Annotated in this window: 19 protein-coding genes; 12 read left to right on the forward strand and 7 right to left on the reverse strand. The window is 73.4% G+C overall.

Annotated elements, in window-relative coordinates; all coding sequences use genetic code 11:
• Positions 1-82 precede the first annotated feature (82 nt).
• From CRP49_RS27940 to CRP49_RS27950, 3 genes are read left to right on the forward strand one after another with little or no spacing between them, the layout of a single operon-like run.
• Positions 83-1,216 (forward strand): glycosyltransferase family 1 protein, encoded by a 1,134-nt coding sequence (locus CRP49_RS27940; protein ID WP_097255849.1) that lies wholly within the window; start codon positions 83-85, stop codon positions 1,214-1,216.
• The gene (locus CRP49_RS27945) at positions 1,213-2,394 is read left to right on the forward strand and encodes a glycosyltransferase (protein WP_097255850.1); all 1,182 of its coding nucleotides are present in this window, start codon (positions 1,213-1,215) and stop codon (positions 2,392-2,394) included. Before CRP49_RS27940 ends, CRP49_RS27945 begins: the two co-directional genes overlap by 4 nt.
• Positions 2,391-3,359 carry an SGNH/GDSL hydrolase family protein gene (locus CRP49_RS27950; protein ID WP_097255851.1) on the forward strand — a complete coding sequence of 323 codons (969 nt, stop codon included), beginning with the start codon at positions 2,391-2,393 and terminating at the stop codon, positions 3,357-3,359. The genes CRP49_RS27945 and CRP49_RS27950 overlap by 4 nt, the downstream gene beginning before the upstream one ends.
• Here the strand turns inward: CRP49_RS27950 and CRP49_RS27955 are convergent.
• From CRP49_RS27955 to CRP49_RS27975, 5 genes are all read right to left on the reverse strand, one after another.
• The gene (locus CRP49_RS27955) at positions 3,260-4,129 is read right to left on the reverse strand and encodes a biotin-dependent carboxyltransferase family protein (protein ID WP_097255852.1); all 870 of its coding nucleotides are present in this window, start codon (positions 4,127-4,129) and stop codon (positions 3,260-3,262) included. The two genes, CRP49_RS27950 and CRP49_RS27955, sit on opposite strands and share 100 nt — an antisense overlap.
• Before the next feature lie 84 nt (positions 4,130-4,213).
• Positions 4,214-4,831 carry a 5-oxoprolinase subunit PxpB gene (gene pxpB / locus CRP49_RS27960; RefSeq protein ID WP_097255853.1) on the reverse strand — a complete coding sequence of 206 codons (618 nt, stop codon included), beginning with the start codon at positions 4,829-4,831 and terminating at the stop codon, positions 4,214-4,216.
• Positions 4,828-5,586 carry a LamB/YcsF family protein gene (locus CRP49_RS27965; protein ID WP_097255854.1) on the reverse strand — a complete coding sequence of 253 codons (759 nt, stop codon included), beginning with the start codon at positions 5,584-5,586 and terminating at the stop codon, positions 4,828-4,830. Before CRP49_RS27965 ends, pxpB begins: the two co-directional genes overlap by 4 nt.
• 46 nt (positions 5,587-5,632) lie before the next feature.
• The gene (locus CRP49_RS27970; RefSeq protein ID WP_097257566.1) at positions 5,633-6,463 is read right to left on the reverse strand and encodes a putative hydro-lyase; all 831 of its coding nucleotides are present in this window, start codon (positions 6,461-6,463) and stop codon (positions 5,633-5,635) included.
• Positions 6,464-6,468: 5 nt separating this feature from the next.
• Positions 6,469-7,788 (reverse strand): MFS transporter, encoded by a 1,320-nt coding sequence (locus CRP49_RS27975; RefSeq protein WP_097255855.1) that lies wholly within the window; start codon positions 7,786-7,788, stop codon positions 6,469-6,471.
• Between the two features lie 164 nt (positions 7,789-7,952).
• Between CRP49_RS27975 and CRP49_RS27980 the strand changes: the two genes are divergently transcribed.
• The 4 genes from CRP49_RS27980 (at position 7,953) to CRP49_RS27995 (ending at position 15,866) form a co-directional block, all read left to right on the forward strand.
• The gene (locus tag CRP49_RS27980; RefSeq protein WP_094220794.1) at positions 7,953-8,660 is read left to right on the forward strand and encodes a GntR family transcriptional regulator; all 708 of its coding nucleotides are present in this window, start codon (positions 7,953-7,955) and stop codon (positions 8,658-8,660) included.
• Between the two features lie 69 nt (positions 8,661-8,729).
• Complete coding sequence (locus CRP49_RS27985; protein ID WP_097255856.1) at positions 8,730-10,259, forward strand: hypothetical protein; 1,530 nt, start codon at positions 8,730-8,732, stop codon at positions 10,257-10,259.
• Positions 10,260-10,290: 31 nt separating this feature from the next.
• Positions 10,291-11,169: a hypothetical protein gene (locus CRP49_RS27990; RefSeq protein ID WP_094220792.1), complete on the forward strand. Its 879-nt coding sequence runs from the start codon at positions 10,291-10,293 to the stop codon at positions 11,167-11,169.
• A gap of 38 nt (positions 11,170-11,207) precedes the next feature.
• Positions 11,208-15,866 carry a hypothetical protein gene (locus CRP49_RS27995; RefSeq protein ID WP_097255857.1) on the forward strand — a complete coding sequence of 1,553 codons (4,659 nt, stop codon included), beginning with the start codon at positions 11,208-11,210 and terminating at the stop codon, positions 15,864-15,866.
• A 211-nt stretch (positions 15,867-16,077) separates the two neighbouring features.
• On the opposite strand, the gene CRP49_RS28005 is transcribed toward CRP49_RS27995, so the two are convergent.
• Positions 16,078-16,611 (reverse strand): hypothetical protein, encoded by a 534-nt coding sequence (locus tag CRP49_RS28005; protein WP_097255858.1) that lies wholly within the window; start codon positions 16,609-16,611, stop codon positions 16,078-16,080.
• 421 nt (positions 16,612-17,032) lie between these two features.
• On the opposite strand from CRP49_RS28005, the gene CRP49_RS28010 reads away from it, so the two are divergent.
• Genes CRP49_RS28010 through CRP49_RS28030 form a run of 5 tightly spaced genes read left to right on the forward strand, consistent with a single transcriptional unit; the run spans position 17,033 to position 24,934 of the window.
• Positions 17,033-19,849 carry a nitrate- and nitrite sensing domain-containing protein gene (locus CRP49_RS28010; protein ID WP_097257567.1) on the forward strand — a complete coding sequence of 939 codons (2,817 nt, stop codon included), beginning with the start codon at positions 17,033-17,035 and terminating at the stop codon, positions 19,847-19,849.
• The gene (locus tag CRP49_RS28015; RefSeq protein ID WP_097255859.1) at positions 19,846-20,280 is read left to right on the forward strand and encodes a roadblock/LC7 domain-containing protein; all 435 of its coding nucleotides are present in this window, start codon (positions 19,846-19,848) and stop codon (positions 20,278-20,280) included. Before CRP49_RS28010 ends, CRP49_RS28015 begins: the two co-directional genes overlap by 4 nt.
• 9 nt (positions 20,281-20,289) lie before the next feature.
• Positions 20,290-20,685 (forward strand): DUF742 domain-containing protein, encoded by a 396-nt coding sequence (locus tag CRP49_RS28020; protein ID WP_094220788.1) that lies wholly within the window; start codon positions 20,290-20,292, stop codon positions 20,683-20,685.
• 24 nt (positions 20,686-20,709) lie between these two features.
• Positions 20,710-24,348: a hydantoinase B/oxoprolinase family protein gene (locus tag CRP49_RS28025; RefSeq protein WP_097255860.1), complete on the forward strand. Its 3,639-nt coding sequence runs from the start codon at positions 20,710-20,712 to the stop codon at positions 24,346-24,348.
• Positions 24,329-24,934 (forward strand): ATP/GTP-binding protein, encoded by a 606-nt coding sequence (locus CRP49_RS28030; protein ID WP_097255861.1) that lies wholly within the window; start codon positions 24,329-24,331, stop codon positions 24,932-24,934. Before CRP49_RS28025 ends, CRP49_RS28030 begins: the two co-directional genes overlap by 20 nt.
• Before the next feature lie 87 nt (positions 24,935-25,021).
• On the opposite strand, the gene glpK is transcribed toward CRP49_RS28030, so the two are convergent.
• Positions 25,022-26,542, reverse strand: a complete 1,521-nt coding sequence (gene glpK, locus CRP49_RS28035; RefSeq protein WP_097255862.1) for a glycerol kinase GlpK — start codon at positions 26,540-26,542, stop codon at positions 25,022-25,024.
• Positions 26,543-26,573: the final 31 nt, after the last annotated feature.

Consider the following 26,573-nt stretch of genomic DNA (forward strand, 5'->3'; position numbering starts at 1 on the left):
GCAGTCCAACGCTCATGGGACGTTCCCCGTCCGGAAAGATCGACGTTGACGCGGCCACGTCCGGCGCGGCGACAACACCCGTATGCGTGTCGTCATAGTGACCGAATGCTTTCCCCCCGATGTGAACGGCGTCGCCCACTGCGCGGTCCAGACCGCCCGGCACCTCGTGGATCGCGGCCACCACCCGCTCGTCGTCGCGCCGGCCCCCGCGCCCGGCACCAAGGCCGACGCCCTCGAGGCGCCGTGTCCCGTCGTCCGTGTCCCTTCTCTCCCCCTTCCCGGCTACCCCCAGGTCCGCGTCGCCCTCCCCAGCAGGCGCCTTGCCGCTGCGCTCACCGAGCACCGCGCCGATGTGGTCCACCTGGCCAGTCCCTTCGTCCTCGGCGTGCGCGGCATGGCTGCCGCCGCCCGCTTCGGCATCCCCGCCGTCGCCGTCTACCAGACCGACCTGGCCGGCTACGCCCGTACGTACATGGGCGCCGGCGAGGCGGCCGCCTGGCGCCGGATCCGCTCCGTGCACTCCGCCGCCGACCGCACCCTCGCCCCGTCCAGCGCAGCGATGCACGACCTGGAGGCGCACGGCGTGCCCCGGGTACGGCTGTGGCCGCGCGGTGTGGACACCGTCCGTTTTCGGCCGGAGCACCGCGATGAGGCGTTGCGTCGCGAACTGGCCCCGAACGGCGAGCTGATCGTCGGCTACGTCGGCCGGCTCGCCCCCGAGAAGCAGGTCGAACTCCTGGCCGGTGTCTGCGGCCTGGAGGGCGTACGGGTCGTGGTGGTCGGCGACGGCCCCAGCCGGCCCCACCTGGACGAGGCCCTGCCCGGCGCGGTCTTCCTGGGCCGCCGCACGGGCCACGACCTCGCCCGGATCTTCGCCTCGCTGGACCTGTTCGCGCACACCGGCCCCTTCGAGACCTTCTGCCAGACCGTCCAGGAGGCCATGGCCAGCGGGGTACCGGTGGTGGCGCCCGCCGCCGGCGGCCCGCTCGACCTGGTCGCCCACGGCCGCACCGGACTACTCGTCCCGCCGAGAGACGCGGACGCCGTGACGGAGGCGGTACGCACCCTGGCCGCCGATCCGGGCCTGCTGGCCGCGTACGGCGCCGCCGGGCGGGCCATGGTCGAGGGGCGCACCTGGGCCGCCGTCGGCGACCAGCTGATCGCGCACTACGAGGACGTGCTCGCCGCACGGAAGAAGACGGCGGTGGCGGTATGACCGGCGCACCGCTGCGCATCGTCCGGCTCGCCAACTTCGTCACCCCGGCCTCCGGCGGCCTGCGCACGGCCCTGCACGAACTGGGCAAGGGTTTCCGGGCCGCCGGCCATGAGCCGGTGCTCATCGTGCCGGGCGAGCGGCACACCGACCGCGACACGGAGCAGGGCCGGGTCATCACCCTGCCCGGACCGGTGCTGCCCGGCACCGGCGGCTACCGCGTCCTGACCGACAAGCGGCGCGTGGCCGCCCTCCTGGAGGACCTGGCCCCGGACCGCCTGGAGGTCTCCGACCGCACCACCCTGCGGTGGACCGGCCGCTGGGCACGCCGCGCGCGCGTACCCGCCGTGATGGTCTCCCACGAGACCGCCGACGGCGTGCTGCGCACCTGGGGCCTGTCCGAGAAGCTCGCCGCCCGGACCGCGGACTCCCTCAACACCCGTACCGCGCACGTCTACTCGCGGATCGTGTGCACCACGGAGTTCGCCGAGCGCGAGTTCGTACGGATCGGCGCGCGCAACGTCGTACGCGCCCCTCTCGGTGTCGACCTGATGGAACGCCACCCCGCGTTGCGCGACCCGGCCCTGCGCGCCCGGCACGCGCGCGGGGACGAGGCGCTGCTCGTGATGTGCTCCCGGCTGTCCGTGGAGAAGCGGCCCGGCACGGCCCTGGACGCCCTGGAGGCGCTGCGGCGGCGCGGGCGGCGGGCGGTGCTCGTGGTGGCCGGGGACGGCCCGCTGCGGGCGCGGCTGGAGCAGCGTGCGCGGGAGCGCGGGCTGCCGGTGACGTTCCTCGGGTACGTCGCCGACCGGGCCGTGCTCGGCGCGCTCCAGGCGTCCGCCGACGTGTGCCTGGCGCCCGGGCCCGCCGAGACCTTCGGGCTGGCCGCCCTGGAGGGCCTGGCGTGCGGGACGCCCGTGGTGGCGAGCGCGTCGTCGGCGCTGCCCGAGGTGATCGGGTCCGCGGGGGCGGCGGCGGCCGATCGCGCGGACGCGTTCGCGGACGCCGTGGAGCTGCTCCTGTCCCGCTCCGAGCCCGAGCGACGGGAGGCCGCACGCGCGCGTGCGGAGTGCTTCGGCTGGGGAACGGCGGTGAAGGCGTTCCTCGCGGCGCACGACGCCCAGGTGCTCCGGCGCGCGGACGCCCCGGCCCGGCCCGCTGCCCGGGAGGGCGTGGCATGAGATCCGTCCGCTTCGTGGCCCTCGGGGACTCGCTCACCGAGGGCGTGGGCGACCCCGCCGGGGACGGCTGGCGGGGCTGGGCGGCGCTGCTGGCCGGCGGCCTCGCCGAGGACGCCGGGCAGGTGCAGTTCACGAACCTCGCCGTCAGCGGGGCGCAGACACGGGACGTGCTGGAACGGCAGACACCGGCCGGTCTCGAACTGCGCCCGGACGTGGCGTCCGTGGTGATCGGCGTCAACGACACGCTGCGCCACACCTTCGACATCCACGCCGTGGCCACCCGGCTCGACCAGGTGTACGCGGCCTTCACCGCCCAGGGCGCCACGCTGCTCACCGCCTGCCTGCCCGACCCCGGCGCGATGCTGGGCCTCCCGGGCGCCCTCGCCCGCCCGCTGGCCCGCCGGCAGCGGGCGGTCAACGCGGTCGTCCACGAACTGTCCGACCGGTACGGGGCCGTCCACCTGCACGCCGCCGAGGGCACCTGGGTCACCGACCGCGCCCTGTGGAGCGCGGACCGGCTGCATCCGGGCGAGCGCGGGCACCGGCGGCTCGCCGTGCACTTCCACGCCCTGCTCACCGCGGCGGGCCGGGCCACCGGCGCGCCGCCGTCACCCGAGCCGGAGTTCCCCGCTCCGACCCGCTCGGCGAGCCTGTTGTGGCTCGCCACCGCAGGTACCACCTGGGTGGTCCGGCGCTGCAACGATCTGCTGCCGCAGCTGCTGCGGCTGGCCGCCGACGAAGTGCGTCACCGCGCGCGGGGTACCAGCGCCCGCCTCGACCTGAACGCCTCCGCCGCGGTGTCCGAGGCGCTGGCCGCGCTGTCGAGGGCGGAGCAGCCGGATGCCGGCGGTGCCGACGCCGAGGCTCAGCGGCGCCGTACCGCCACGAACCGCACCGGGGTGCCCGGGACCGCCTGCGCGGCCGCCGGGAGATCGGCGGCGCGGACCACCGCGATCACCGGGTAGCCGCCGGTGGTCGGATGGTCGGCCAGGAACACCACCGGACGGCCGTCCGGCGGTACCTGGACCGCGCCGAGCACCATGCCCTCACTGGGGAGTTCACCGGTCCGGGCCCGCTCCAGGGCGGGCCCCTCGGTGCGCAGGCCGATCCGGTTGCTCGCGGAGGACACCCGGTACGCGCGCGTGGTGAGATCCCGGACCGCGCGCGCCGTGAACCAGTCGTCGCGCGGGCCGAGCGTCACCCGGAGTACGAGTTCGGCCGGCGGACACGGGTGCGGGACGGCGTCCACGCGCGCGGGAGGGTCGGCCGGGGTGCCCAGTGGCAGCACCGTGCCGTCCGTGAGGGGTGCGGGGCCGAGGCCGGACAGCAGGTCGGTGGCACGGCTGCCGAGGACCGGCTCCACGGCGATGCCGCCGGACACGGCCACATAGGCGCGTACCCCGGCCGCGGCCGCCCCCACCTCCAGCAGGGCACCGGCGGGCACGACGACCGGGGTGCCCCAGGCCGCCGGGCGGCCGTCCACGGTGACCGGACAGGGTGCGCCCCCGACCGCCACAGTCACCGTCGAACGAGGGTGCAGGGCACAGCCGTTGAGCGTGGTCTCCAGGACGGCCGCGTCCGGCGGATTGCCGGCCAGCCGGTTGACGAGTGACGCCGCGCGCGGGTCGAGCGCTCCGGAGCGGGGCACGCCGAGGTGCGCGTACCCGGGCCGTCCGCGGTCCTGCACGGTGGTCAGCGCCCCGGCCCGCACGACGACGAGCGCACGGTCGGTCATGCGCCCGCTCCTGGTACGAGGCGCATGCGCGCGGGGGGTGTCATGCGTCCTCCACCGGTACGAGGCACACGCGCGCGTGGGCTGTCATGCGTCCCCCACCGGTACGAAGCGCACGCGCGCGCCCGGCGAGAGCAACGCGGCCGGTGCGCGCGCGTGGTCCCACAGCACCGCCTCCGCCGTGCCGATCAGCTGCCAGCCGCCCGGCGAGGAACGCGGGTACACACCCGTGTACGGCCCCGCCAGCGCCACGGCACCGGCCGGTACCGCCGTGCGCGGGGTGGCCCGGCGCGGGACGTCGTAGCGGGCGGGCAGCCCGGTGAGGTAGCCGAAGCCGGGCGCGAACCCGCAGAAGGCCACGGTGAACTCGGTGCCCGCGTGGATCCGGGCCACCTCGCGCTCGGACACCTTCCAGTGGGCGGCGACCTCGGCGAGGTCCGGGCCGTCGTAGCGCACGGGCAGCTCGATCAGCTCCCGCGCGCGCGGGGGAGCGGGGGGCACCTCGGAGGAGGTCAGTTCGGATGCCCAACGGACCGGGTCGGCCAGGCCGTCGAGCAGGACCGTACGGGCTGCCGGGACGATCTCGCGGACGGCCAGCGAGCCCTCCGCACGGCGGCGCAGCAGCTCCGCGTGCAGGGCCTGCGCCTGCTCGCCCGAGGCGACCTCCACCAGCAGGGCGTCATCACCGACGGGAAGGGCCCTCATACGAAGGCCTCCACCCGCACGCCCGCCGCCACCAGCCGCTCACGCACCCGGCGCGCCAGCTCCACCGCGCCTGGCGTGTCGCCGTGCAGGCACAGCGAACGGGCGCGTACCTGGATGCGCGTGCCGGAGTGCGCCACCACCGCGCCGGAGCGCGCGAGGCTCACCGAGCGCTCCACGACGGCGTCCGGATCGGTCACCACGGCGCCGTCCCGGTCACGCGGCACCAGCGTGCCCTCGTCGGTGTAGGCGCGGTCGGCGAACGCCTCCGTGACGGCCGGCAGGCCCGCCTTGGCGGCCAGCTCCAGGACACGCGAGCCGGGCAGCCCGAGCACCGGCAGCGAACGGTCGGCCAGGAGGACGCCCTCGACCACGGCCGCGGCCTGCTCCTCGTCGTGCACGACCCGGTTGTAGAGCGCGCCGTGCGGCTTGACGTACGCCACACGCGCGCCCGCCGCCCGCGCGAACACCTCCAGGGCACCGATCTGGTAGGCCACTTCGGCCGCCAGTTCGGCGGGCGGCACGTCCATCGCGCGCCGCCCGAACCCGGCGAGGTCCCGGTAGGAGACCTGCGCGCCGATCGTCACCCCGCGCGCGGCGGCCAGCTCGCACACCCGACGCATGGTGGCCGCGTCCCCGGCGTGGAACCCGCAGGCCACGTTGGCGCTGGTGACGACGGACAGCAGCTGTTCGTCGTCGGTCAGCCGCCAGCGGCCGAAGCCCTCGCCGAGGTCGGCGTTCAGATCGATCGCGCTCATGGTCTTCCGTGTCTCCGGTCCTCGTGTCGTGTGCTGTTCGGCGGTGTCAGTCGACGCCGACCACGCGGTACTGCTCGTCGCGGGCGTCGGTCAGGAACATCTGGCCCGGTGCGTGGGTGATGGCGAACGGCGGCCGCGAGGCCATCACCGCCGCCTGCGGGGTCACCCCGCACGCCCAGAACACCGGGATGTCGTCGGGAGCGGCGTCCACCGGATCGCCGAAGTCGGGCCGGCCGAGGTCCTCGATGCCGAGAGCCGCGGGATCGCCGCAGTGCACGGGGCCGCCGTGCACGGCCGGCAGCAGGCTGCTCTCCCGGATCGCGGCGCGCAGGTGCTCCGGCGGCACCGGGCGCATGGACACCACCATCGGGCCGCGCAGCCGGCCCGCCGGGCGGCACTGTCTGCCGGTCACGTACATCGGCACGTTGCGGCCCTGCTCGACGTGCCGGATCGGGACGCCTGCCCCGGCCAGCGCCCACTCGAAGGTGAAGCTGCAGCCGAGCAGGAACGACACCAGGTCGTCCCGCCAGTGCGCGCGCACGTCCGTCGGCTCCTCGACCAGCTCGCCGTCCTGCCACACGCGGTAGCGCGGCAGGTCGGTGCGCAGGTCCGCGCCCTCCGCGAGGACGGTGGCGGTGGCGCCCGCGTCCGTGACGTCCAGCACCGGACACGGCTTCGGGTTGCGCTGGCAGAAGAGCAGCATGTCGTACGCCCAGTCGGCCGGCACCGCGATCAGGTTCGCCTGTGTGTTGCCGGCCGCGACGCCTGCCGTGGGGCCGGCCAGGCCCTCCCGGAAGCGGGCCCGTGCCGTTCTCGCGCTCCACGCGTGCGCGTGCTCGTCGACGACGGTCACGGGCCGGTCCTCGGTACGGTTCAGCCGCGTCACGCCAGCTCCTTCCCGCGCGTCTCCGGCAGCCCGAGCAGCGCCAGGGCCGCGAGGCCGTAGCCGATCGCGCCGAAGACCAGCGCACCGCCCACGCCCCAGCTGTCGGCCAGGAAGCCCACCAGGGTCGGGAACACCGCGCCCACCGCGCGGCCCGTGTTGTACGTGAAGCCCTGCCCGGTGCCCCGCACCGCCGTCGGGTACAGCTCGCTCAGGTAGGAGCCGAAGCCGCTGAAGATCGCCGACATGCAGAAGCCGAGCGGGAAACCGAGCACCAGCAGCAGGGTGTTGGCGCCGTGCGGGATGTTCGTGTACGCGAGGATGCACACGGCCGAGAGCAGCGCGAACAGCCAGATGTTGCGGCGCCGGCCGAGCCGGTCGGTGAGGTGGCCGCCGGTCAGGTAGCCGAGGAAGGCGCCGGAGATCAGGAAGGTCAGATAGCCGCCGGTGCCGACGACGGACAGGCCGCGTTCGGTCTTCAGGTACGTCGGCACCCAGGTCGCCAGCGTGTAGTAGCCGCCCTGCACGCCGGTGGACAGCAGGCCCGCGAAGACCGTCGTGCGCAGCAGGCCGGGCTCGCCGTCCGTACCGGGCCGGAAGATCGCCGTGAACGAGCCGCGCTGCGGGCTCTGTTCGCGGGCCGCGATGGCCTCGGGCGCGTCGTGCACTCGGCGGCGCAGCCACACCACGAGCAGCGCGGGCAGCGCCCCGGTCCAGAACATGATGCGCCAGGCCAGGTCGTCGCCGGCGAAGGAGAACACCAGCGTGTAGACGATCGCGGCCAGCGCCCAGCCGACCGCCCAGGAACTCTGGACCGCGCCGAGCGTACGACCCCGGTGCTTCGCGCTCGCGTACTCGGCGACCAGGATCGCCCCGACCGCCCACTCGCCGCCGAAGCCCAGGCCCTGCAGAGCGCGGAAGACCAGCAGGGTCTCGTAGTTCGGCGCGAAGCCGCAGGCCACGGTGAAGACGGCGTACGTGATCACGGTGATCATCAGGGCCCGGACCCGGCCCACGCGGTCCGCGATCACGCCTGCCACGGCACCGCCGATCGCGGAGACCACCAGCGTGACGGTGGTGAACAGGCCGGTCTGGCCGCTGTCCAGGCCGAAGTACGCGGCGAGCGCCACCATGCTCAGCGGCAGCGTGAAGTAGTCGTAGGAATCCAGGGCATATCCGCCGAAAGCACCGGCGAACGCGCGCCGGCCGCGTGGGCCGAGGGCGTGCAGCCAGCCGAACGCGCTGTCCTCGGCGGCGCGTTCACCCTGTGCCGGTCGTGCGCCTGCGGTCACGGACCGAGGCGGAGGGGTCGTGCTCATGGGCACCTCGCAGAGAGGGGACGGAGGGTGCGGGGAACTGAGCAGTGCCGTGCGGAAGCTGTGCCGTGCCGAAGCTGTGTCGTGCGGAGCACCGTAGAGGATTGTTCAACGATCCTTCAATACCCACGTTGTTTCGTTCCGGGGTCTGCGATTGAATTCCGGGCATGGCAGAGCAGCTGACGGGACTGGCCGACGACCGCGCCCTCCTGGGGCGCACCAGCACGGCCGAGCGGGTCTCCGACATCCTCCGCAGCCGTATCGCGGAGGGCTATTTCCCGCCGGGCACCCGCCTGTCCGAGGACGCCATCGGCGGCGCGCTCGGGGTCTCCCGCAACACCCTGCGCGAGGCGTTCCGGCTGCTCACCCACGAGCGTCTGCTCGTCCACGAACTCAACCGCGGGGTCTTCGTCCGGGTCCTGACCGTGCAGGACGTCGAGGACATCTACCGCACCCGGGCCCTGGTCGAGTGCGCGGTCGTCCGGGGCCTCGGCGAGCCGCCGTACGGGCTCGACGGCCTGGCCGCCGCCGTCACCGAGGGGCAGCTGGCCACCCACGAGAATGACTGGAAAGCACTGGGTACGGCCAACATCCACTTCCACCGGGAGCTGGTCGCGCTGGCGGGCAGCGAACGCACCGACGAGCTGATGCGCAGCGTCTTCGCCGAGCTGCGGCTCGCCTTCCACGTCGTGGACGACCCGCGCCGGCTGCACGAGCCCTACCTCGCGCGCAACCGCCAGATCCTGCAGGCGTTGCAGGACGGGGACCGGCGCGGGGCCGAGCGGCTGCTGGAGACCTACCTCGCGGGCTCGCTGGAGCGGATCCTCGAGGTGTACCGGCGGCGGGTCGGCGAGGACGGCGCCGACGCGTCTTGAGCCTCTGTGACGGCCGTCGCTTCTGCGTCGTTTGGGTCGTTGTCAGACCGAGGACCTAGTCTGTGCACCGTGACTTCGCCTGCATCGACGGACAGCGTTCCGCCCCAGCTCAGCGCGGGGCCGCGCCCGGCACCGGGCCCGGCCGCCGACGAGGGGCTGGCGCGTCGGCTGCGTGCGCTCGCCTGCACGGCGCCGCTGCACGACCTCGACGCGCGTAAGGCCAACCTGGCCGGCGAGTACTCGGTGTACGGCATGGCCGAGGTGGCCCTGGCCGCCATCGACCTGGTCACGCTGAACATGGACTTCGACACGGGCGCCGACCACGAGCAGATCGTGGCCCGGCTCATCCCGCGCATCGCCGCCCAGGCCCCGCACCGGCCCGTCGCCGAGCACGAGCGCGTGGCCCGCTGGGTGCTGGAGAACCTGATCAACGTCGGCAGCGTGGACCGCGGCTTCCGCGCGGTGTACGGCACGTTCACGCCGGACGGCACCTATGTCCGCCGTGACTACGACTTCAAGCTGATCGAGGAGGTCCCCGGCCCCGGCGGAACCGTCTACCTCCGCACGACGGACGAGGCGGTCAACGTCCTGGTCGGCGCGTTGGACACCGATGTCACCAGCGCGCAGATCGCCGCCGAGGTCAAGCTGGAGGTGCTGATCAACCGCGGCCGCCTCGCCGACGCCCAGCTCGCCGCCGAGCAGGCCCGCTACCGCACCGTGCAGTACTCGGAGACCCTGCGCCGCGCCCTGGAGGCCACCCGGCGCAACGTCCGCGCGGTCGACTGGCTCAACGCCGTACCCGACATGATCGCCGAGGCCCTCGACCACGTGGCCGACCGGTACCGCCACGAGAACGCGATCCTCACCAACATCCGCAAGGCCCGCGACGAGACCGAGGAACCCGAGCACAAGCGGCGCGCCGCCGAGCTGGTGGACATCGTCAAGGACTGCATCCGGCGGCACACCCAGCTCCAGTCGCGCCTGCTGGAGGCCGGCCCCCTGTTCCGCGCCGAACAGGACCGGCAGGCCTTCGCCACACCCACCACGACCTCCGGGATAGACCTGTACGGCCACCTGGTCGCGCCCGTGCTGCCGCTGCCCCTGGAGCGGGCGATCCGGATCACGGACGCGTTCTTCACCCACGGCACGGGGTTGCGTACGCCGGTGTCGGTGCGGGTCGCCGACCTCGTCGACATACTGCTGACGCCACCGGTGGAGCGGGAGCACCTGGGCGCGGAGATGCCCGAGCCCGACCTGATCGCGACGCCGGACGACAGCCGGTTCAGCGAGGAGCAGTTGGCTGCCGCCAAGGAGCTGCTGGATCTGCCTGCGGATGCGCCGCGGAGACTGTCCGGTCTACTGGCGGAGGCCCGGGACTCCGGCGGCTTCGATCTGGCTTATCTGGTCGCCCTGTTGGCCATCCACGCGGCCAGTCCCGCCGTGGGTACGGCGTACCGCCAGGGCGAGGAGAAGCTGCTGTTCGCCGTGGACGACGGCACCGAGCTGGACGACCCGGACTTCGGCGGGGCCGATCTGATCGTCGGGACCGCCCTGCTGGACGCGGTGGGGATGGCGGCGGACCGGACGGAAGCAGCATGAGTGGACAAGAGCGCGACAAGGAGCCCAAACCGTGAGCGAGCACGTCGAGTGGAGTGACACCGAGGCCCCGGCCCCCTCGGCCTCCGCCGCCGTCACCCCCGCCGACGCCGCCGACGCGGCGCGGCTCGTCGCCTTCGGGCTGCAGCCCAAGCTGCAGCCGGCGCGCGACCAGGAGTACACGGAGCTGCTGCGCCGCTACCGTGACGACCCGGCGTTCGCGCGACTCGCGGACGCCGTCGCCGCCGGTCTCGGACTCGTCGTGCTGGAGGTGTCCCCGCGCGCGGGGATGGCCGTGACGGCCGCCGAGGACTCGGTGTTCGCCGTCCGCATGGGCGACTACGCGCGTCGCACCGCCGCCGACTCGGGAGACCGGTTCCTGCACGGACTGGCCCATCTCGCCGTGGCCGCGCTGGCGTTCCCTCGCCCGGAGGACCTCGCCGACGACTCCTACATCGGCCGGATCACCGTCAACGGCGTCGACGCCTTCGTACGGCAGGCCTGCCGCCGCCTGGAGGAGCGCGCCGAGGAGCAGGGCGACAACACCGACCCGGCGACCGACGCGCCCGGACTGGAGGCCGCCTGGCGGATCTGGGCCAGACGTAGCGCGACCGGCGCCACCAAGGACGCCCGTCGCCTCGCAGGTTCTACCACGGGCATCGTCGGCAAGGCGGCGGCCTTCCTCACCGACTCGGGGTTCCTGCAGCGCACCGGTGACGACCACGGCGGCACCTACCGCACCACGGCCCGCTACCAGCTCCAGGTGCGCGACATGGCCGGCAGCGCCGCGATGGCCGAACTGCTGGAGCTGGGCGTCGTCCCGGTCACCGACGGCACGGCGAGCCTGCTGCCCGCCGACGACACCAGCGACCTGGACCTGGTGGCCGACGCCGGGCTGCCGTTCCATTCCTGAACCTTCCCGATCTGCCAGAAGACTGACGAGAGTCCGCCATGTACGAGCTGTCCCGGGTCCGCCTCTACTCCATCGGTCCCGCCGGTGCGCGCTACGCCGACACCGTGCTTGACCTGCGGGGCGTGGGCGAGCCCGTGCCCGACCCCGCGCCCATGCAGGCGGAGTTCTTCGAGGAGGAGCCGGCCGGACCGCCGCGCCGCCCCGCGCCCGCGGGCGTGCTGTTCCTGGAGAACGGCGGCGGCAAGTCCGTACTGCTCAAGCTGATCTTCTCGGTGATGCTGCCCGGCCACCGCAACACCCTCGGCGGCGCCAGCTCCGGCGTGCTGCGCAAGTTCCTGCTCGCCGACGACTGCGGACACGTGGCGCTGGAGTGGCAGCACGTGCAGACCGGCGAGTGCGTGGTCGTCGGCAAGGCCAGCGAGTGGCGCGGACGCCAGGTCTCCAACGATCCGCGGAAGTTCGCCGAGGCCTGGTACTCCTTCCGGCCCGGCCCCGGTCTGAGCCTGGACAACCTGCCCGTCGCCGAGTCCACCGCCGTACGGCCGCCCGTCGAGGGCACCTCGGGCGCCCAGGGACGCCGCCGCACCATGAAGGGCTTCCGCGACGCCCTGACCGAGGCCGGGAAGGCCTACCCGCATCTGGAGGTGCACTGGGAGGAGATCCACGACCGCTGGATCGAGCACCTGGGCGACCTCGGCCTCGACCCCGAACTCTTCCGCTACCAGCGCGAGATGAACGCCGACGAGGGCGAGGCGGCCGGTCTCTTCGCGGTCAAGAAGGACTCCGACTTCACCGACCTGCTGCTGCGCGCGGTCACCGACACCCGCGACACCGACGGCCTGGCCGACCTCGTCAGCGGCTTCGGCAACAAGCTGGGCCGGCGCGCCGAGCTGATCGCCGAACGGGACTTCACGGCCGGTTCCGTGGACCTGCTCGGGCGGATCGTCGAGGCCGCCGAGGCACGCGCGCGTGCGCGCGACATCCACGCCGGCGCCGAGCGCCGTACCCGCACACTGGCCCGGCGGTTGTCCGCGCGGGCCGTGCAGGAGCGGGTGCGAGCCGCCGACCTCGCGCAGCGCGTCACGGCCGCCGCCTACGCCGTCACGCACTCCGAGGGCGCCCGGGAGCGCAGCGCACTGGTCGCCGCCGAACTCGCCTTCCGGCACGCCTCCCTGGCGCTCGCCGCCGCCGAGAAGTCCGCCGCCGCGCAGAAGCGCGAGCTGGCCGACGCGCGCACGCTGCACTCCGCCTGGCAGGCCGCCGAGGCCGTGCTGCGGCACCGCGCCGCCGCCGACCGCGTCGCGCGCGTGTCCGCCGCGATCCAGGAGGCCGAGCGAGACGCCGCGCCCGCGCTCGCGGCCCGCGCCAAGGCCGCCGTGGACCTCGTACGCGCCCTGCACGCGGCCGCCGAGAGCGCCGAGGCCCTCGCCAACGAGGAGGAGGAGCGCTCCGCTGCGCTCCAGGAGGTCAGCGACTCCGCCCACCGGGACTCCACCTCCGCCGCCACCGAGGCGCAGCGTGCCCGCAGTGAGGCCGGGCACCTGCGCCAGCGTCTCGCCGAGGTCGAGCAGGAGACGGCCGAGGCGGTCCGCGCGGGCTGGCTCGACGACAGCGCACCGGACGCCGACCCGGCCCGTGCAGCGCTCGCCGCCAGCGACGCCGAGAAGACCGCCGTGGCCGCCTGGGACGCGGCCCGTGAGGCCGCCCGCAAGGCGACCGAGCACGCGCGCGAGGCGGCCTCGGCCGAGTCCCGCGCGGAGCTGACCGCGGCCCGCGCGGCGGACGCGGCGACGGCGGCCGAGCGGGGCCACGAGGCCGAGCGGCGCCTCGCCGAGGCCCTGGCCGCCGAGGAACGGCTCGCGGAGCTGCTGAGCCTGCCGGGCGCACCCGGGACGGCGCGGGCCGCTGTGCCCGGCCCCAGGTCGGGAGCGGCCGACGGCTCGCCCGCGCGCGGGGGAGACTCGGCCGAGGACTCCCGTTCCCTCGCCGAGAGCCCGCTCAGCCCCGAGGAACTCGACCGCTTCGCGGACGAGTTGCGCGAACTTCTCGACGACGCCGTGACGACCGCCGAACGGCACCTCTTCGAACTGCGCACCGCCGCCGCCGACGACGCCCGCATCCTCGGGGCCCTCGGCGACGGCGGACTGCTGCCGCCCGGGCCGGACGTGCTGGCCACCGTGGAGTACCTGGGCGAGCACGGCATCCCCGCACTCCCCGGCTGGCGCTACCTGGCGCAGGCCGTCGACCCCGCCGACCACGCGCGCGTGCTCGCCGCCCGCCCCGAACTGGTCGACGGCGTCATCATCACCGACCCGGACACGCACGCGCGTGCCCGCGAGGCGCTCAGCGACGCCGCCCTGCTGCCGCGCTCCGCCGTCGCCGTCGGTACGGCCGCCGCCCTCCTCGCCCCGACCCCGGCGCCCGACGCCGCCCCGGGTGACGTCTTCCTGGTGCCCCCGAACCCGGCCATGCACGACGAGCACGCCGCCGACGAGGAGCGGCAGGCGCTGCGCGCGCGGGCCACCGAGCGCGACGAGGAGATCCGCGCCCTCGCCGCCCGCCTCGGCAAGGACCGCGAGCTGGCCGCGCGCCTCGCGTCCTGGCGCACCGGTTGCCCGGCCGGACGCGTCACCGAACTCGCCGACGCCGCCCGGGAAGCGCGCGCGTTCGCGCAGGAGGCCGAGGCCGAGCTGACCGAGGCGCGCGCCGCGCGCGCGGAGGCCGACGAGGTCGCCGCCGAGGCCACGCAGGTCCGTGACGAGCGGCAGGAGGCCGCGCAGAAGGCCCGCCGTGCCGCCGACGCCCTCGCCGGACTCGCCTACCGGCTCCGCGAGCGCGCCGGCTGGCAGGTCAAACTCCGCGAACTCGCCGACGAAGGCGCCGAGTCGGAGGCCCGCGCCCAGACGTGCCTGGACCGCGCCCGCGCCGCCGACGAGGACCGCCGCGCCACCCAGCGCGCCGCCGACGACGCCCGCCGCACCGCGCGTGCCCTGCGCGCCGAGCGCTCCGAGATCGCCGGCGCCCCCGACGACGTACCGGCGGCGGACGCCGACGCCCCGAAGGTGTCCCTGCCGGCCCTGCGCGAGGCCTACCGGGCCGCCTCCCAGGTGTACGAGAAGGTCGGCGTCGGCGCCGACCTGCGCGCCGAACAGGCCCGCGCCGAGAGCGACGAGAGCGCGTCCCTCGCCGAGTTGGACCGGCTCAGCAACAAGGTCCGCACGCGCGCCGAACAACTGCTCCAGTCGCCCGACGGCTCCGACGGCCCCTCCCGGCAGGCCGCCGCCGCGCGCGCGGAGGAGCTGGTGCAGCTCCTGGAGACCCGCATGTCGACCGCGAGCGAACAGCTCGGCCGGCTGCGCGGCGAGGCGGAGCGGCTCGCCCCCGAGGACGGCGAGGCGCACACCGAGCTGGCCGAGGAACTCGCCCCAAGCGACGCCGAGCACGCCCAGGCCCTCCTGCGCACCGCCACGGCCGAACTCGCCACCCGCACCGAGGCGCTGGCCGAGGCCCGGGAGGCCCACGCCGAGCTGCTCGACGCCCACCGGGCCGCCGAGGACGCGGCCGGCGGCTTCGACGAGATCGCCGCGATGCTCCGCGACCTGCTGCGCGAGCACACCCCCGAGGAGGAGCAGGAGGAGCCGGAGCCGTACCCCGGCAGCCTGGAGGAGGCCCGGCACTCGGCCGCCGAGGCCCGCCGCTCGCTGCGCGGCTGCGCCGCCGACCTGTCCGCCGCCGATGCGGCCGTGCGCGAGGCGAGCGACGTGCTCGTCCGGCACGCCAACTCCACGCGCTACGAGCAGGTCCGCACCCCCGCGCGGCAGCAGATCCGCGAGCTGCCCGCATCCGCGCTGCCCGAGCACGCCCAGAAGTGGGCGGACGCCTTCGCGCCCCGACTGCGCGTCCTCACCGACGAGTTGGCGCAGCTGGAGCGCAACCGGGACTCGATCGTGGACCGGCTCAGGGGGCTGGTCGAGTCGGCCCTCGCCACCCTGCGCTCCGCCCAGCGGCTCTCCCGCCTCCCGGAGGGGCTCGGCGAGTGGTCCGGGCAGGAGTTCCTGCGCATCCGCTTCGAGGAGCCCGACCAGGCCACGCTCAGTGAACGGCTCGGCGAGGTCATCGACGAGGCCACACGCGCGGCCGTCAAGAAGAACTCCGACCTGCGCCGGGACGGCATGTCCCTGCTCCTGCGAGGAGTCGCGGCGGCACTGCAGCCGAAGGGCGTGGCCGTCGAGATCCTCAAGCCCGACGCCGTACTGCGTGCCGAACGCGTGCCGGTCGGGCAGATGGGCGACGTGTTCTCGGGCGGTCAGCTGCTGACGGCCGCCATCGCCCTGTACTGCACGATGGCGGCCCTGCGCTCGAACGACCGCGGCCGCGACAAGCACCGGCACGCGGGCACGCTGTTCCTGGACAACCCCATCGGTCGCGCCAACGCGACGTACCTGCTGGAGCTGCAGCGGGCCGTCTCCGACGCGCTGGGCGTCCAACTGCTGTACACCACGGGCCTGTTCGACACGACCGCGCTGGCGGAGTTCCCGCTGGTCATCCGACTGCGCAACGACGCCGACCTCAGGGCGGGCCTGAAGTACATCAGCGTGGAGGAGCACCTCCGGCCCGGGTTGCCCCAGCAGCCCCAGGCCGGAGAAGCGGTGCACAGCGAGATCACGGCGACACGGATGTACAAGCGGCCGGCCTAGCCGTCAGGCGCACTTTCATCGGCCGGTGCGGCCGTGGGGCGCCCGGGCGAGGGCGGCTTCCTCGCCCGTTACGAACGCGACGGGCGCACGGTCGCCGTGCTCTCGGTGGACCGCCCCCCGGCCCTTCATGCGGGCCCGGCGTGAACTCGCATCCGAGAAGCGCCGGGTGGAGCCTGCCGTGCTGTGACGACGGGTGCCGGCCGCCCGAAGGTCAGGAGTGGGACAGCTGCCCGGTGCCGCCCCGCCGACGTATCCGCTCCTCCTCCCGCAGGGCGGCCCGCTGCTGACGCCGGCGGGCCCGGCGCTCGCGGCGCAGCGACCGGGCTGTGCTGCTCGGCTCGGAGACCACGCCGTACCGCTGGTTGTACACCTGCCGGGTGACCCACACGTCGACCACGGCCCATGTGGCCACCACCGTGCTGGCCACGCTGCTGATCACCATCGGGAACGCCAGCCAGGACCCGGTCAGCGTGCACAGGAACGCCACCATGGCCTGGATCAGCGTCACCGAGATGATCAGCACCGCCCGCACCGCCGCCGTACGCACCGGGTCGGGCATCCGGCGCCGGCGTGCCGGCTCCTCGATCCACAACGGCCGGTGATTCGGCTGCTGTTGTCCGTCGGTGGACTCCCCGGTGCGCTCACGCACCGGAATGTCGCGATCCGGCGCCTCATGACCCCGCCGCGCCGCCGAGCGCACCGCCACGCTCTCCTCGGGCGCCCCGCGCCGCTCCGCCGTGCCCATCACCGTGTCACTCCCCACCGCCGGTAGACCGCTCGCCCCGGTGTCCGCGGACCCCGACTCCCCAGTGGCTGCCCGGCTTGCGCTGTTTTACGCCGCCGGGGTGCGGGATGCGGCTCCTGTGGCCGATTCCGCCCCCATTTCCCGTAGAGAAAGACGAACAACGGGCCTCGAAGATTCCCCACTTGCGAAAAATTCCAGCCAACCGGCTGTCCGTACTGCTTCGGACCGTCCCGTCGCAGGCACCCACATCCCGGGCGCAATCTCCCGCAATGCCCGGACAACTCGCCATGTCTCGCCGCCGGTGCGGAAGTTCACCCTCCGGACATGTCTTCGAGTTAGCTGTGGGGCGGTAGTAGGCTCGCGCACGTTTGCTGATGGACATGTGTACCCCCGACCGGCGGGGGTCGAGCTGGGGGAGGCCATGCGCTTTCGCGGGAAGTCGATCCGCCGGAAGATCGTGGCGCTGCTTCTCGTGCCGCTGTTGTCCCTGACCGCCATCTGGGGCTTCGCCACGGTGCTCACGGGGCGTGAAGTCACCCGGCTCTTCCACGTGTCCGACATCGTCCAGAACGTCGCCTATCCCACCGAGGACGCCGTCCGCGGCCTGCAGCAGGAACGCCGGCAGACCCTCGTCTACCTCGCCGACCCACGAGCGGCCGACGCCCTGACGGCGCTGCACCGCACTCGCACCGCCACCGACCGGGCCGTCGCCGAGATCCGCAGGAGCGCCAAGGACCACGACGTCCGCGACGCCATGGACGGGGACGACGGCGAGCGCCTCACCACCGTCCTGGACGCCTTCGACGCCCTCGACTCCCTGCGCCGCAGCGTCGAGCAGCGCACGGTCAACCGAGCCCAGGCTCTCGACCGCTACGACCAGCTCGTCGACCCCTGCTACACCCTGCTGGACGCCCTCGACGGCATCGACGACGTCGACATGGACAAGCAGGCCCGGGCCCTGGTCAACGTGAACCGCGCCCGCGAACTGCTCTCCCGCGAGGACGCCCTGCTCGGCTCCGCGCTGGTGGTCGGCAGGCTCTCCCACGACGAAACCCGCGACATCTCCGACCTCGTCGCCCAGCGCACGCTGCTGTACGACATCAGCCTGCCGCTCCTGCCCGCCTCGGAGCGCGAACGGTACGAACGCTTCTGGAAGAACGCCACCACCGCCCCGCTGCGCGTGGCCGAACAGACCGCCATCGCCACCGATTCCGGAACCCCGCGCGGTGTCACCGCCCAGAGCTGGGACTCCGCAGCGGCGAGCGTCCTCGACAAACTCGGCACCCTCGACGACCAGGTCGGCGACCGCTTCCAGGACCGCACGCAGCCCGTGGCCATGGGCGTGATCGTGCAGGCGGCCGTCGCCGGCGTCCTCGGCCTCGTCGCCCTGCTGCTCTCCGTCGTCCTGTCCGTGCGCGTCGGCCGCAGTCTCATACGCGACCTGCGGCAGCTGCGCCTGGAGGCGCACGAGGCGTCCGGGGTGCGGCTGCCCAGCGTGATGCGCCGCCTCTCCGCCGGGGAACAGGTCGACGTCGAGACCGAGGTGCCCCGGCTGGAGTACGACAAGAACGAGATCGGCGAGGTCGGCCAGGCCCTCAACACCCTCCAGCGCGCGGCCGTCGAGGCCGCCGTCAAGCAGGCCGAACTGCGGGCCGGCGTCTCCGAGGTCTTCGTCAACCTCGCCCGCCGCAGCCAGGTCCTCCTGCACAAGCAGCTCACCCTGCTCGACACCATGGAGCGCAGGACCGAGGACACCGACGAACTCGCCGACCTGTTCCGTCTGGACCACCTCACCACCCGTATGCGCCGGCACGCCGAGGGCCTGGTGATCCTCTCCGGCGCCGCACCGTCTCGGCAGTGGCGCCGCCCCGTGCAGCTGATGGACATCGTCCGCGCCGCCGTCGCCGAGGTCGAGGACTACGAGCGCGTCGAGGTGCGGCGCCTGGCGCGGGTCGCGGTCACCGGTCCCGCCGTCGCCGACGTCACCCACCTCGTGGCCGAACTCCTCGAGAACGCCACGGTCTTCTCGCCGCCGCACACCGCCGTCCAGGTCCTCGGCGAGCGGGTCGCCAACGGCTTCACCCTGGAGATCCACGACCGGGGACTCGGCATGACGGCCGAGGCGCTGCTCGACGCCAACCTCCGGCTCGCCGAGACCCCCGAGTTCGAACTCTCGGACACGGACCGGCTCGGACTGTTCGTGGTCAGCCGCCTCGCCCAGCGCCAGAACGTCCGCGTCTCGCTGCAGCCGTCCCCCTACGGCGGCACCACCGCCGTCGTGTTCATCCCGGACGCGCTGCTGACCGATGACGTCCCGGACACCAACGGCATCGGCTTCCGCCTCGACCGCCCCTCGAAGGAAACCGAGCCGGCGGCGAGCCTCACCCCCGCCCGGTCGCAGGCCCCGGTGCAGCTGCCCGGCCGGCCGGCCCCTCTGCTGGACGGTCCGGTCGAGCTGGAGGCCCCCGTGGACCTGGACGCCATCGACGACTTCCCGGGCGCCCTGACCGATGAGGAGAGCGAGCGCGGCGGCCTGTTCCGCCCCCGCCCCCGCGGCCGCGGCGCCGATGACCAGGCGGCCTCCCGGCTGGTCGAGCCCCATCAGCCGGCCTCCCCGCGCGCCGACGACACCCCGGCCGGCGACCGCTCCGGCGGACCCGTACCGCTGCCCCGGCGCCAGACGCCGAAGCTGGTCAGTTCGCACGGCAGGCCCGTCACTGAGCAGCGGTCCCGCCGCGGTGAACCGGACGAGCAGCCCGCGGCCGGCCCGCGCCGCCCCGACACCGGCGGACTGGCTCCCCTGCCGGCCCGCCGCCGCGGTGAGGCAACCCGGCGCACCGGACTCGCCGACCGCGTCGACGAGCGCACGGCCACTGCGGCCGGCGGCGGCAACCAGACCTCCGAAGGCCCGGCACTGCCCAGACGGACCCGGCCCGCGGCGGCCGCTTCCGGTGACGGCCCGGGCGACGGCGTCCTGCCCGCCGGCGGCGCGGCCCCCGCACCCGGCGCGGGGCCGCTGCCCCGGCGCGTACGGCAGGCCAACCTGGCCCCGCAGCTGAGGCAGGAAGCGGAACGGCGCCCGGAAGACGCGGCACAGCCCGCCGACCGTGACGCCGACGAGGTCCGCAGCCGGATGGCCTCGCTCCAGCGCGGCTGGCAGCGCGGCCGTGAGGAGAACGCCGCGGGCGACGCCCGGAACGGCACAGCACCAGGAACGACTAAGGGGGACGGTCGATGACCGCACCGAAGGCCACCGGCCACACGGAGACCATCAAGGGGGAGCTCAACTGGCTCCTGGACGAGCTCGTCGACCGGGTCGCCAGCATCCGCAAGGCCGTCGTGCTCTCCGGCGACGGTCTGCCCACGGGTGTGTCCAAGGACCTGACCAGGGAGGACAGCGAGCACCTGGCCGCGGTCGCGTCCGGCTTCCACAGCCTCGCCAAGGGCGTGGGCCGGCACTTCGAGGCGGGCAGCGTCCGGCAGACCGTGGTCGAGCTCGACGATGCCTTCCTGTTCGTCACGGCCGCCGGGGACGGCAGCTGCCTCGCGGTCCTCTCGGACGCCGACTCCGACGTCGGGCAGGTCGCCTACGAGATGACGCTGCTGGTCAAGCGGGTCGGTGTGCATCTGGGCGCCGCTCCGCGCACCGATCTGCCCGCAGGCGGGTAGTGGGATGACATGAGCGTAGACGGTCAGGGAAGAAGCCACTGGTTCGACGACGAGGCCGGACCGGTCGTCCGTCCGTACGCCATGACGCGCGGCCGCACCACGAGTCCGGCCCAGCACCGCCTCGATCTGATCGCGGTGGTCGTCACCGAACCCGACGCCGGGGATCCGGAGACGGACCCGACACTCTCCCCGGAGCACGTGGAGATCGTCGGGCTCTGCCGTACGGCACCGCAGTCGGTCGCGGAACTCGCCACGGAGCTGGATCTGCCCATCGGAGTGGTGCGCGTCCTCATCGGGGACCTCGTCCACGCGGAACTCGTCCATGTGACACGTCCGGTGCCCCCGGCCGAGCTGCCGGACGAGAGTATTCTGCGCGACGTGATCAACGGCCTCCGGGCGCTGTGACCGGCGCGGAAGCGGAGTAGTGACGTGACAGGCTGGCAGTTCTGGGTCGACCGAGGCGGCACCTTCACCGACATCGTCGCGCGTCGCCCGGACGGCCGCCTGCTCACGCACAAGCTGCTGTCCGACAACCCCGCCCGGTACGCGGACGCGGCCGTCGCCGGCGTACGCGAGCTGCTCGACGGCTCCCCGGAGCCCATCGACGCAGTCCGTATGGGCACCACGGTCGCCACCAACGCCCTGCTGGAACGCAAGGGCGAACGCACCCTCCTGGTGATCACGCGGGGCTTCCGCGACGCCCTGCGCATCGCCTACCAGAACCGCCCCAGCATCTTCGCCCGCCGCATCGAACTGCCCGAGCTGCTCTACGAGCGCGTCATCGAGGCCGACGAGCGCATCGCCGCCGACGGTACCGTCCTGCGGGAGCCCGACCTCGACGCCCTCACGGGCCCCCTCCAGCAGGCGTACGACGACGGGATCCACGCGGTCGCCGTCGTCTGCCTGCACAGCCACCTCCACCCCGCCCACGAACGCGCCATCGGCGACCTCGCCGCCCGCACCGGATTCCCGCAGATCTCGCTGTCCAGCGAGACCAGCCCCCTGATGAAGCTCGTCCCGCGCGGGGACACCGCCGTCGTCGACGCCTACCTGTCGCCCGGGCTGCACCGCTACGTCCGGCACGTCGCTGACGAACTCCACGGCGTACGGCTGATGTTCATGCAGTCCAACGGCGGGCTCACCGAGGCGGGGCAGTTTCGCGGCAAGGACGCCATCCTCTCCGGGCCGGCCGGCGGCATCGTCGGCATGGCCCGCATGTCGCAGCGCGCCGGCTTCGACCGCGTCATCGGCTTCGACATGGGCGGCACCTCCACCGACGTCTCGCACTTCGCCGGCGAGTACGAGCGCGTCTTCACCACCCAGATCGCGGGCGTCCGGCTGCGCGCCCCCATGCTGGACATCCACACCGTCGCCGCGGGCGGCGGTTCCGTGCTCCACTTCGACGGCTCCCGCTACCGCGTCGGCCCCGACTCGGCCGGCGCCGACCCCGGCCCCGCCTGCTACCGCGCCGGAGGCCCGCTCACCGTCACCGACGCCAACGTGATGCTCGGCCGCATCCAACCCGCCCACTTCCCTGCGGTGTTCGGCCCGGACGGCGACCAGCCGCTGGACGCCGCCCTGGTCCGCGAACGCTTCACCGACCTCGCACGCGAGATCCGCGAGCGGACCGGCGACGACCGCACACCCGAGCAAGTGGCCGAGGGCTACCTGCAGATCGCTGTCGCCAACATCGCCAACGCCGTGAAGCGGATCTCCGTCCAGAAGGGCCACGACGTCACCCGCTACGCCCTCACCACCTTCGGTGGAGCGGGCGGCCAGCACGCGTGCAGCGTCGCCGACTCGCTCGGTATCCGCACCGTCCTCGTACCTCCCATGGCGGGTGTCCTCTCCGCCCTCGGCATCGGCCTCGCCGACACCACGGCCATGCGCGAACAGTCCGTCGAGGCACCCCTGGAGGCCGCCTCGATGCCCGGCATCCACAAGACGGCCGACGACCTGGAAGGCGCAGCCCGCGCCGAACTCGGTGTCGAGGACGTCCCGGAGGACCGCATCGAGGTCACCCGCCGCGCCCAGCTGCGCTACGACGGCACGGACACCACCCTCACCGTCGAGCTCACCGAGCCCGACACCATGAGGCACACCTTCGAAGAACGTCATCGCGCCACGTACTCCTTCACCCTCGACCGCCCGATCGTCGTCGAAGCCCTCTCCGTCGAAGCCACCGGCATCACCACACCCCCCGATCTCTCCGCCCTCGCTCCTTACGAGGGCCACCCCGCCGCCCCCGAAACCGTCCGCCTCCACACCGGCGGCGCCTGGCGCGACGCACCCCTCCACCGCCGGGAGGCCCTTCCGCCCGGCGAAACCGTCACCGGACCCGCGGTCATCGCCGAGGCCGGTGCCACGACCGTCGTCGACGAGGGCTGGCGGGCCGCCGCGACCGACGACGGGCATCTGGTCATGGAACGCGCGGCGATTACGCAGAGTTCCGATCTGGACACAAAAGCCGACCCGGTTCTGCTTGAGGTCTTCAACAACCTCTTCATGTCGATCGCGGAACAGATGGGCGCCCGGCTGGAGTCCACGGCCCAGTCCGTCAACATCAAGGAACGCCTGGACTTCTCCTGCGCCCTGTTCGACCCGGACGGAAACCTGGTGGCCAACGCGCCCCACATCCCCGTCCACCTGGGCTCCATGGGCACCAGCGTCAAAGAGGTCATCCGCCGCCGCGGCACGTCGATGAGCCCCGGCGACACCTACGCCGTCAACGACCCGTACCACGGCGGAACCCACCTGCCCGACGTCACCGTGATCACCCCCGTCTTCGACACCGACTCCGCGACGGACACGGAGAGTGAGTCGAAGATCCTCTTCTATGTCGCTTCCCGAGGTCACCACGCCGAGATCGGCGGCATCGCCCCCGGCTCCATGCCCGCCCACAGCCGCACCATCGAGGAGGAGGGCGTCCTCTTCGACAACTGGCTGCTCGCCGAGAACGGCCGCTTCCGGGAGGAGGAGACCCACCGCCTGCTCACCGAGGCGCCCTACCCCTCCCGCAACGTCCGCACCAACCTCGCCGACCTGCGCGCCCAGATCGCCGCCAACCGGAAGGGCGTCGACGAAGTCGGCCGCATGATCGAGGAGTTCGGCCTCGACGTCGTACAGGCCTACATGCGGCACGTCCAGGACAACGCGGAGGAAGCGGTCCGCCGGGTCATCGACGCCCTGGACGACGGGGAGTACGCCTACGAGACGGACTCGGGCGCCTTCATCCGCGTCCGCGTGCGCGTCGACCGTGCCGAGCGCCGCGCGACCATCGACTTCACCGGTACCTCCGCACAGCTCGCCACCAACTTCAACGCCCCCTTCTCGGTGGTCAACGCGGCGGTCCTGTACGTCTTCCGCACCCTGGTCGCCGACGACATCCCGCTCAACGACGGCTGTCTGCGCCCCCTGGACATCGTCGTACCGCCCGGTTCGATGCTCGCACCCGAGCCGCCCGCCGCGGTCGTCGCGGGCAACGTCGAGACCTCCCAGGCCATCACCGGTGCCCTGTACGCCGCCCTGGGCGTCCAGGCCGAGGGCTCCGGGACCATGAACAACGTGACCTTCGGCAACGAACGCCACCAGTACTACGAGACGGTCGCCTCCGGATCCGGTGCCGGCGACGGCTTCCCCGGCGCCGACGTCGTACAGACACACATGACCAACTCGCGGCTCACCGACCCCGAAGTGCTGGAGTGGCGGCTGCCCGTCAGGCTCGAGGAGTTCGCCGTCCGGCGGGGGAGCGGCGGCGCCGGACGCCGGCGCGGCGGGGACGGCGCCGTGCGCCGGATCCGCTTCCTCGAAGCCATGACCGTCTCCACGCTGTCCCAGCACCGCCGCGTGCCGCCGTACGGCATGGCGGGCGGCGAGCCCGGCGCGCTCGGAGCCAACCGGGTGGAGCGTGCCGACGGCACGGTCACCGAACTCGGCGGAAGCGGATCGGCGGACGTCGGTCCCGGCGACGTACTCGTCATCGAAACCCCCGGTGGCGGCGGCTACGGCCGACCGTCGCCCGACCACCATCAAGCAGGAGAAGAGATCGATGATCCTCGGGCGTTCTGAACGCGGCATGCCCCCGGTCGAGCCCGTCACGCTCAAGATCCTGGTGGCCGGCGGCTTCGGCGTGGGCAAGACGACCCTCGTCGGCGCGGTCAGCGAGATCAGGCCGCTGCGCACCGAGGAGTCGCTGACCGAGGCCGGGCGCCCGGTCGACGACATCAGCGGCGTGGAGGGCAAGAACACGACCACCGTGGCCATGGACTTCGGCCGCATCACCCTGCGCGAGGACCTCGTGCTGTACCTGTTCGGAACGCCCGGGCAGGAACGGTTCTGGTTCATGTGGGACGAGCTGTCCGAGGGGGCGCTCGGCGCCGTGGTCCTGGCCGACACGCGCCGTCTGGAGGACTGCTTCGCCGCCGTCGACTACTTCGAACGGCGCGGCATACCCTTCGTCGTCGGCGTCAACTGCTTCGAGGGAGCGGCCCGCTATCCCGCCGACGCCGTCCGCCAGGCCCTCGACCTGGATGACGACGTGCCCGTCCTGCTGACCGACGCCCGTGACCGGGAGTCGGTCAAGGAGGTGCTCATCGGGGTCGTCCAGCACGCGATGGAGTATGCGGCCGACCGCCGCCAGGCCCTCACCACCTGATCCACGGCACGGCCCGTACCCCCGCCGACCGGGGTACGGGCCGTGGTCCTTGGGCGGGGCCGCACGCGCGCGTGGAGCGCGCGGCTCCTAGGCTTCGTCGTCCTCCAGCCAGCCGAAGCTCTTCTCCACCGCCTTGCGCCAGCTGCGGTACTCGCGGTCGCGTACCGACGCCTCCATCGCCGGCGTCCACTCCGCGTCCTTCTGCCAGTGCGACTTCAGCTCGTCCAGGTCGTTCCACACACCCGTCGCCAGGCCGGCCGCGTAGGCGGCGCCCAGGCAGGTGGTCTCGGAGACCCGGGGCCGGATCACCGGGACACCGAGGACGTCCGCCTGGTGCTGCATCAGCAAGTTGTTCTTCGTCATGCCGCCGTCGACCTTCAGGGTCGTGATCCGCACCCCGGAGTCCTGGTACATGGCGTCCACGACCTCCCTCGTCTGCCAGCTCGTCGCCTCCAGCACCGCGCGCGCGAGGTGGGCCTTGGTGACGTACCGGGTCAGCCCGGTGACGACCCCGCGCGCGTCGGAGCGCCAGTAGGGAGCGAACAGGCCCGAGAAGGCGGGCACGATGTAGGCGCCGCCGTTGTCCTCGACGCTCGCCGCCAGGGTCTCGATCTCGTCGGCGGTACGGATGATGCCGAGCTGGTCGCGGAACCACTGGACCAGCGCGCCCGTTATCGCTATGGACCCCTCCAGGCAGTACACCGGCGCCTCACCGCCGATCTTGTAGCCCATCGTCGTCAGCAGCCCGCTCTTGGACGGCACCGGCCGGTCACCGGTGTTGAGCAGGAGGAAGCTGCCGGTGCCGTAGGTGTTCTTCGCGGTGCCGACGTCGTAGCAGGCCTGCCCGAACACGGCGGCCTGCTGGTCGCCCAGTGCCGAGGCCACGGGCACACCGGCGAGCTGGCCGACGGCGGTGCCGTACACCTCGGCGGACGACCTGATCTCGGGCAGGACCGCCTCGGGCACGTTCATCGCGGAGAGGATGGAGGGATCCCACTGGAGAGTCTCCAGGTTCATCAGCATGGTGCGGCCGGCGTTCGTGACGTCGGTGACGTGCCGGCCGCCGGCCGTGCCGCCGGTGAGGTTCCAGATCAGCCAGGAGTCGATGGTGCCGAAGGCGATCTCGCCGCGTTCGGCGCGGTCCCTGAGGCCCGGAACGTTGTCCAGCAGCCAGGCCGCCTTGGGCCCGGAGAAGTAGCTGGCCAGCGGCAGTCCCGTCTGGTCGCGGAAGCGGTCCTGGCCGTCGGTGCCGCCCAGTTCGTTGCACAGCGCCGCGGTACGGGTGTCCTGCCAGACGATCGCGTTGTGCACGGGCTTGCCCGTGGCGCGGTCCCACAGGACCGTGGTCTCCCGTTGGTTCGTGATGCCGAGGGCGCTCAACTGGTCGGCACGCAGCCCGGCCTTGGCGAGCGCTCCCGCCACGACGGCCTGCACCTTGGACCAGATCTCGGTGGCGTCGTGCTCCACCCAGCCCGGTTTGGGGAAGATCTGGCGGTGCTCGCGCTGGTCCACGGCGACGATCGCGCCGCCGTGGTCGAAGATGATGCAGCGGCTGGACGTGGTGCCCTGGTCGATGGCGGCGACGTACTTCTCGGCGGAATCCGTCATGGCTGTCCCTGGGTCGCTGGGTCGGGTCGCT

Origin of the sequence: Streptomyces sp. Ag109_G2-15 (genome assembly GCF_900215565.1) — a bacterium.
GTDB classification, from domain to species: Bacteria; Actinomycetota; Actinomycetes; order Streptomycetales; family Streptomycetaceae; genus Streptomyces; species Streptomyces diastatochromogenes.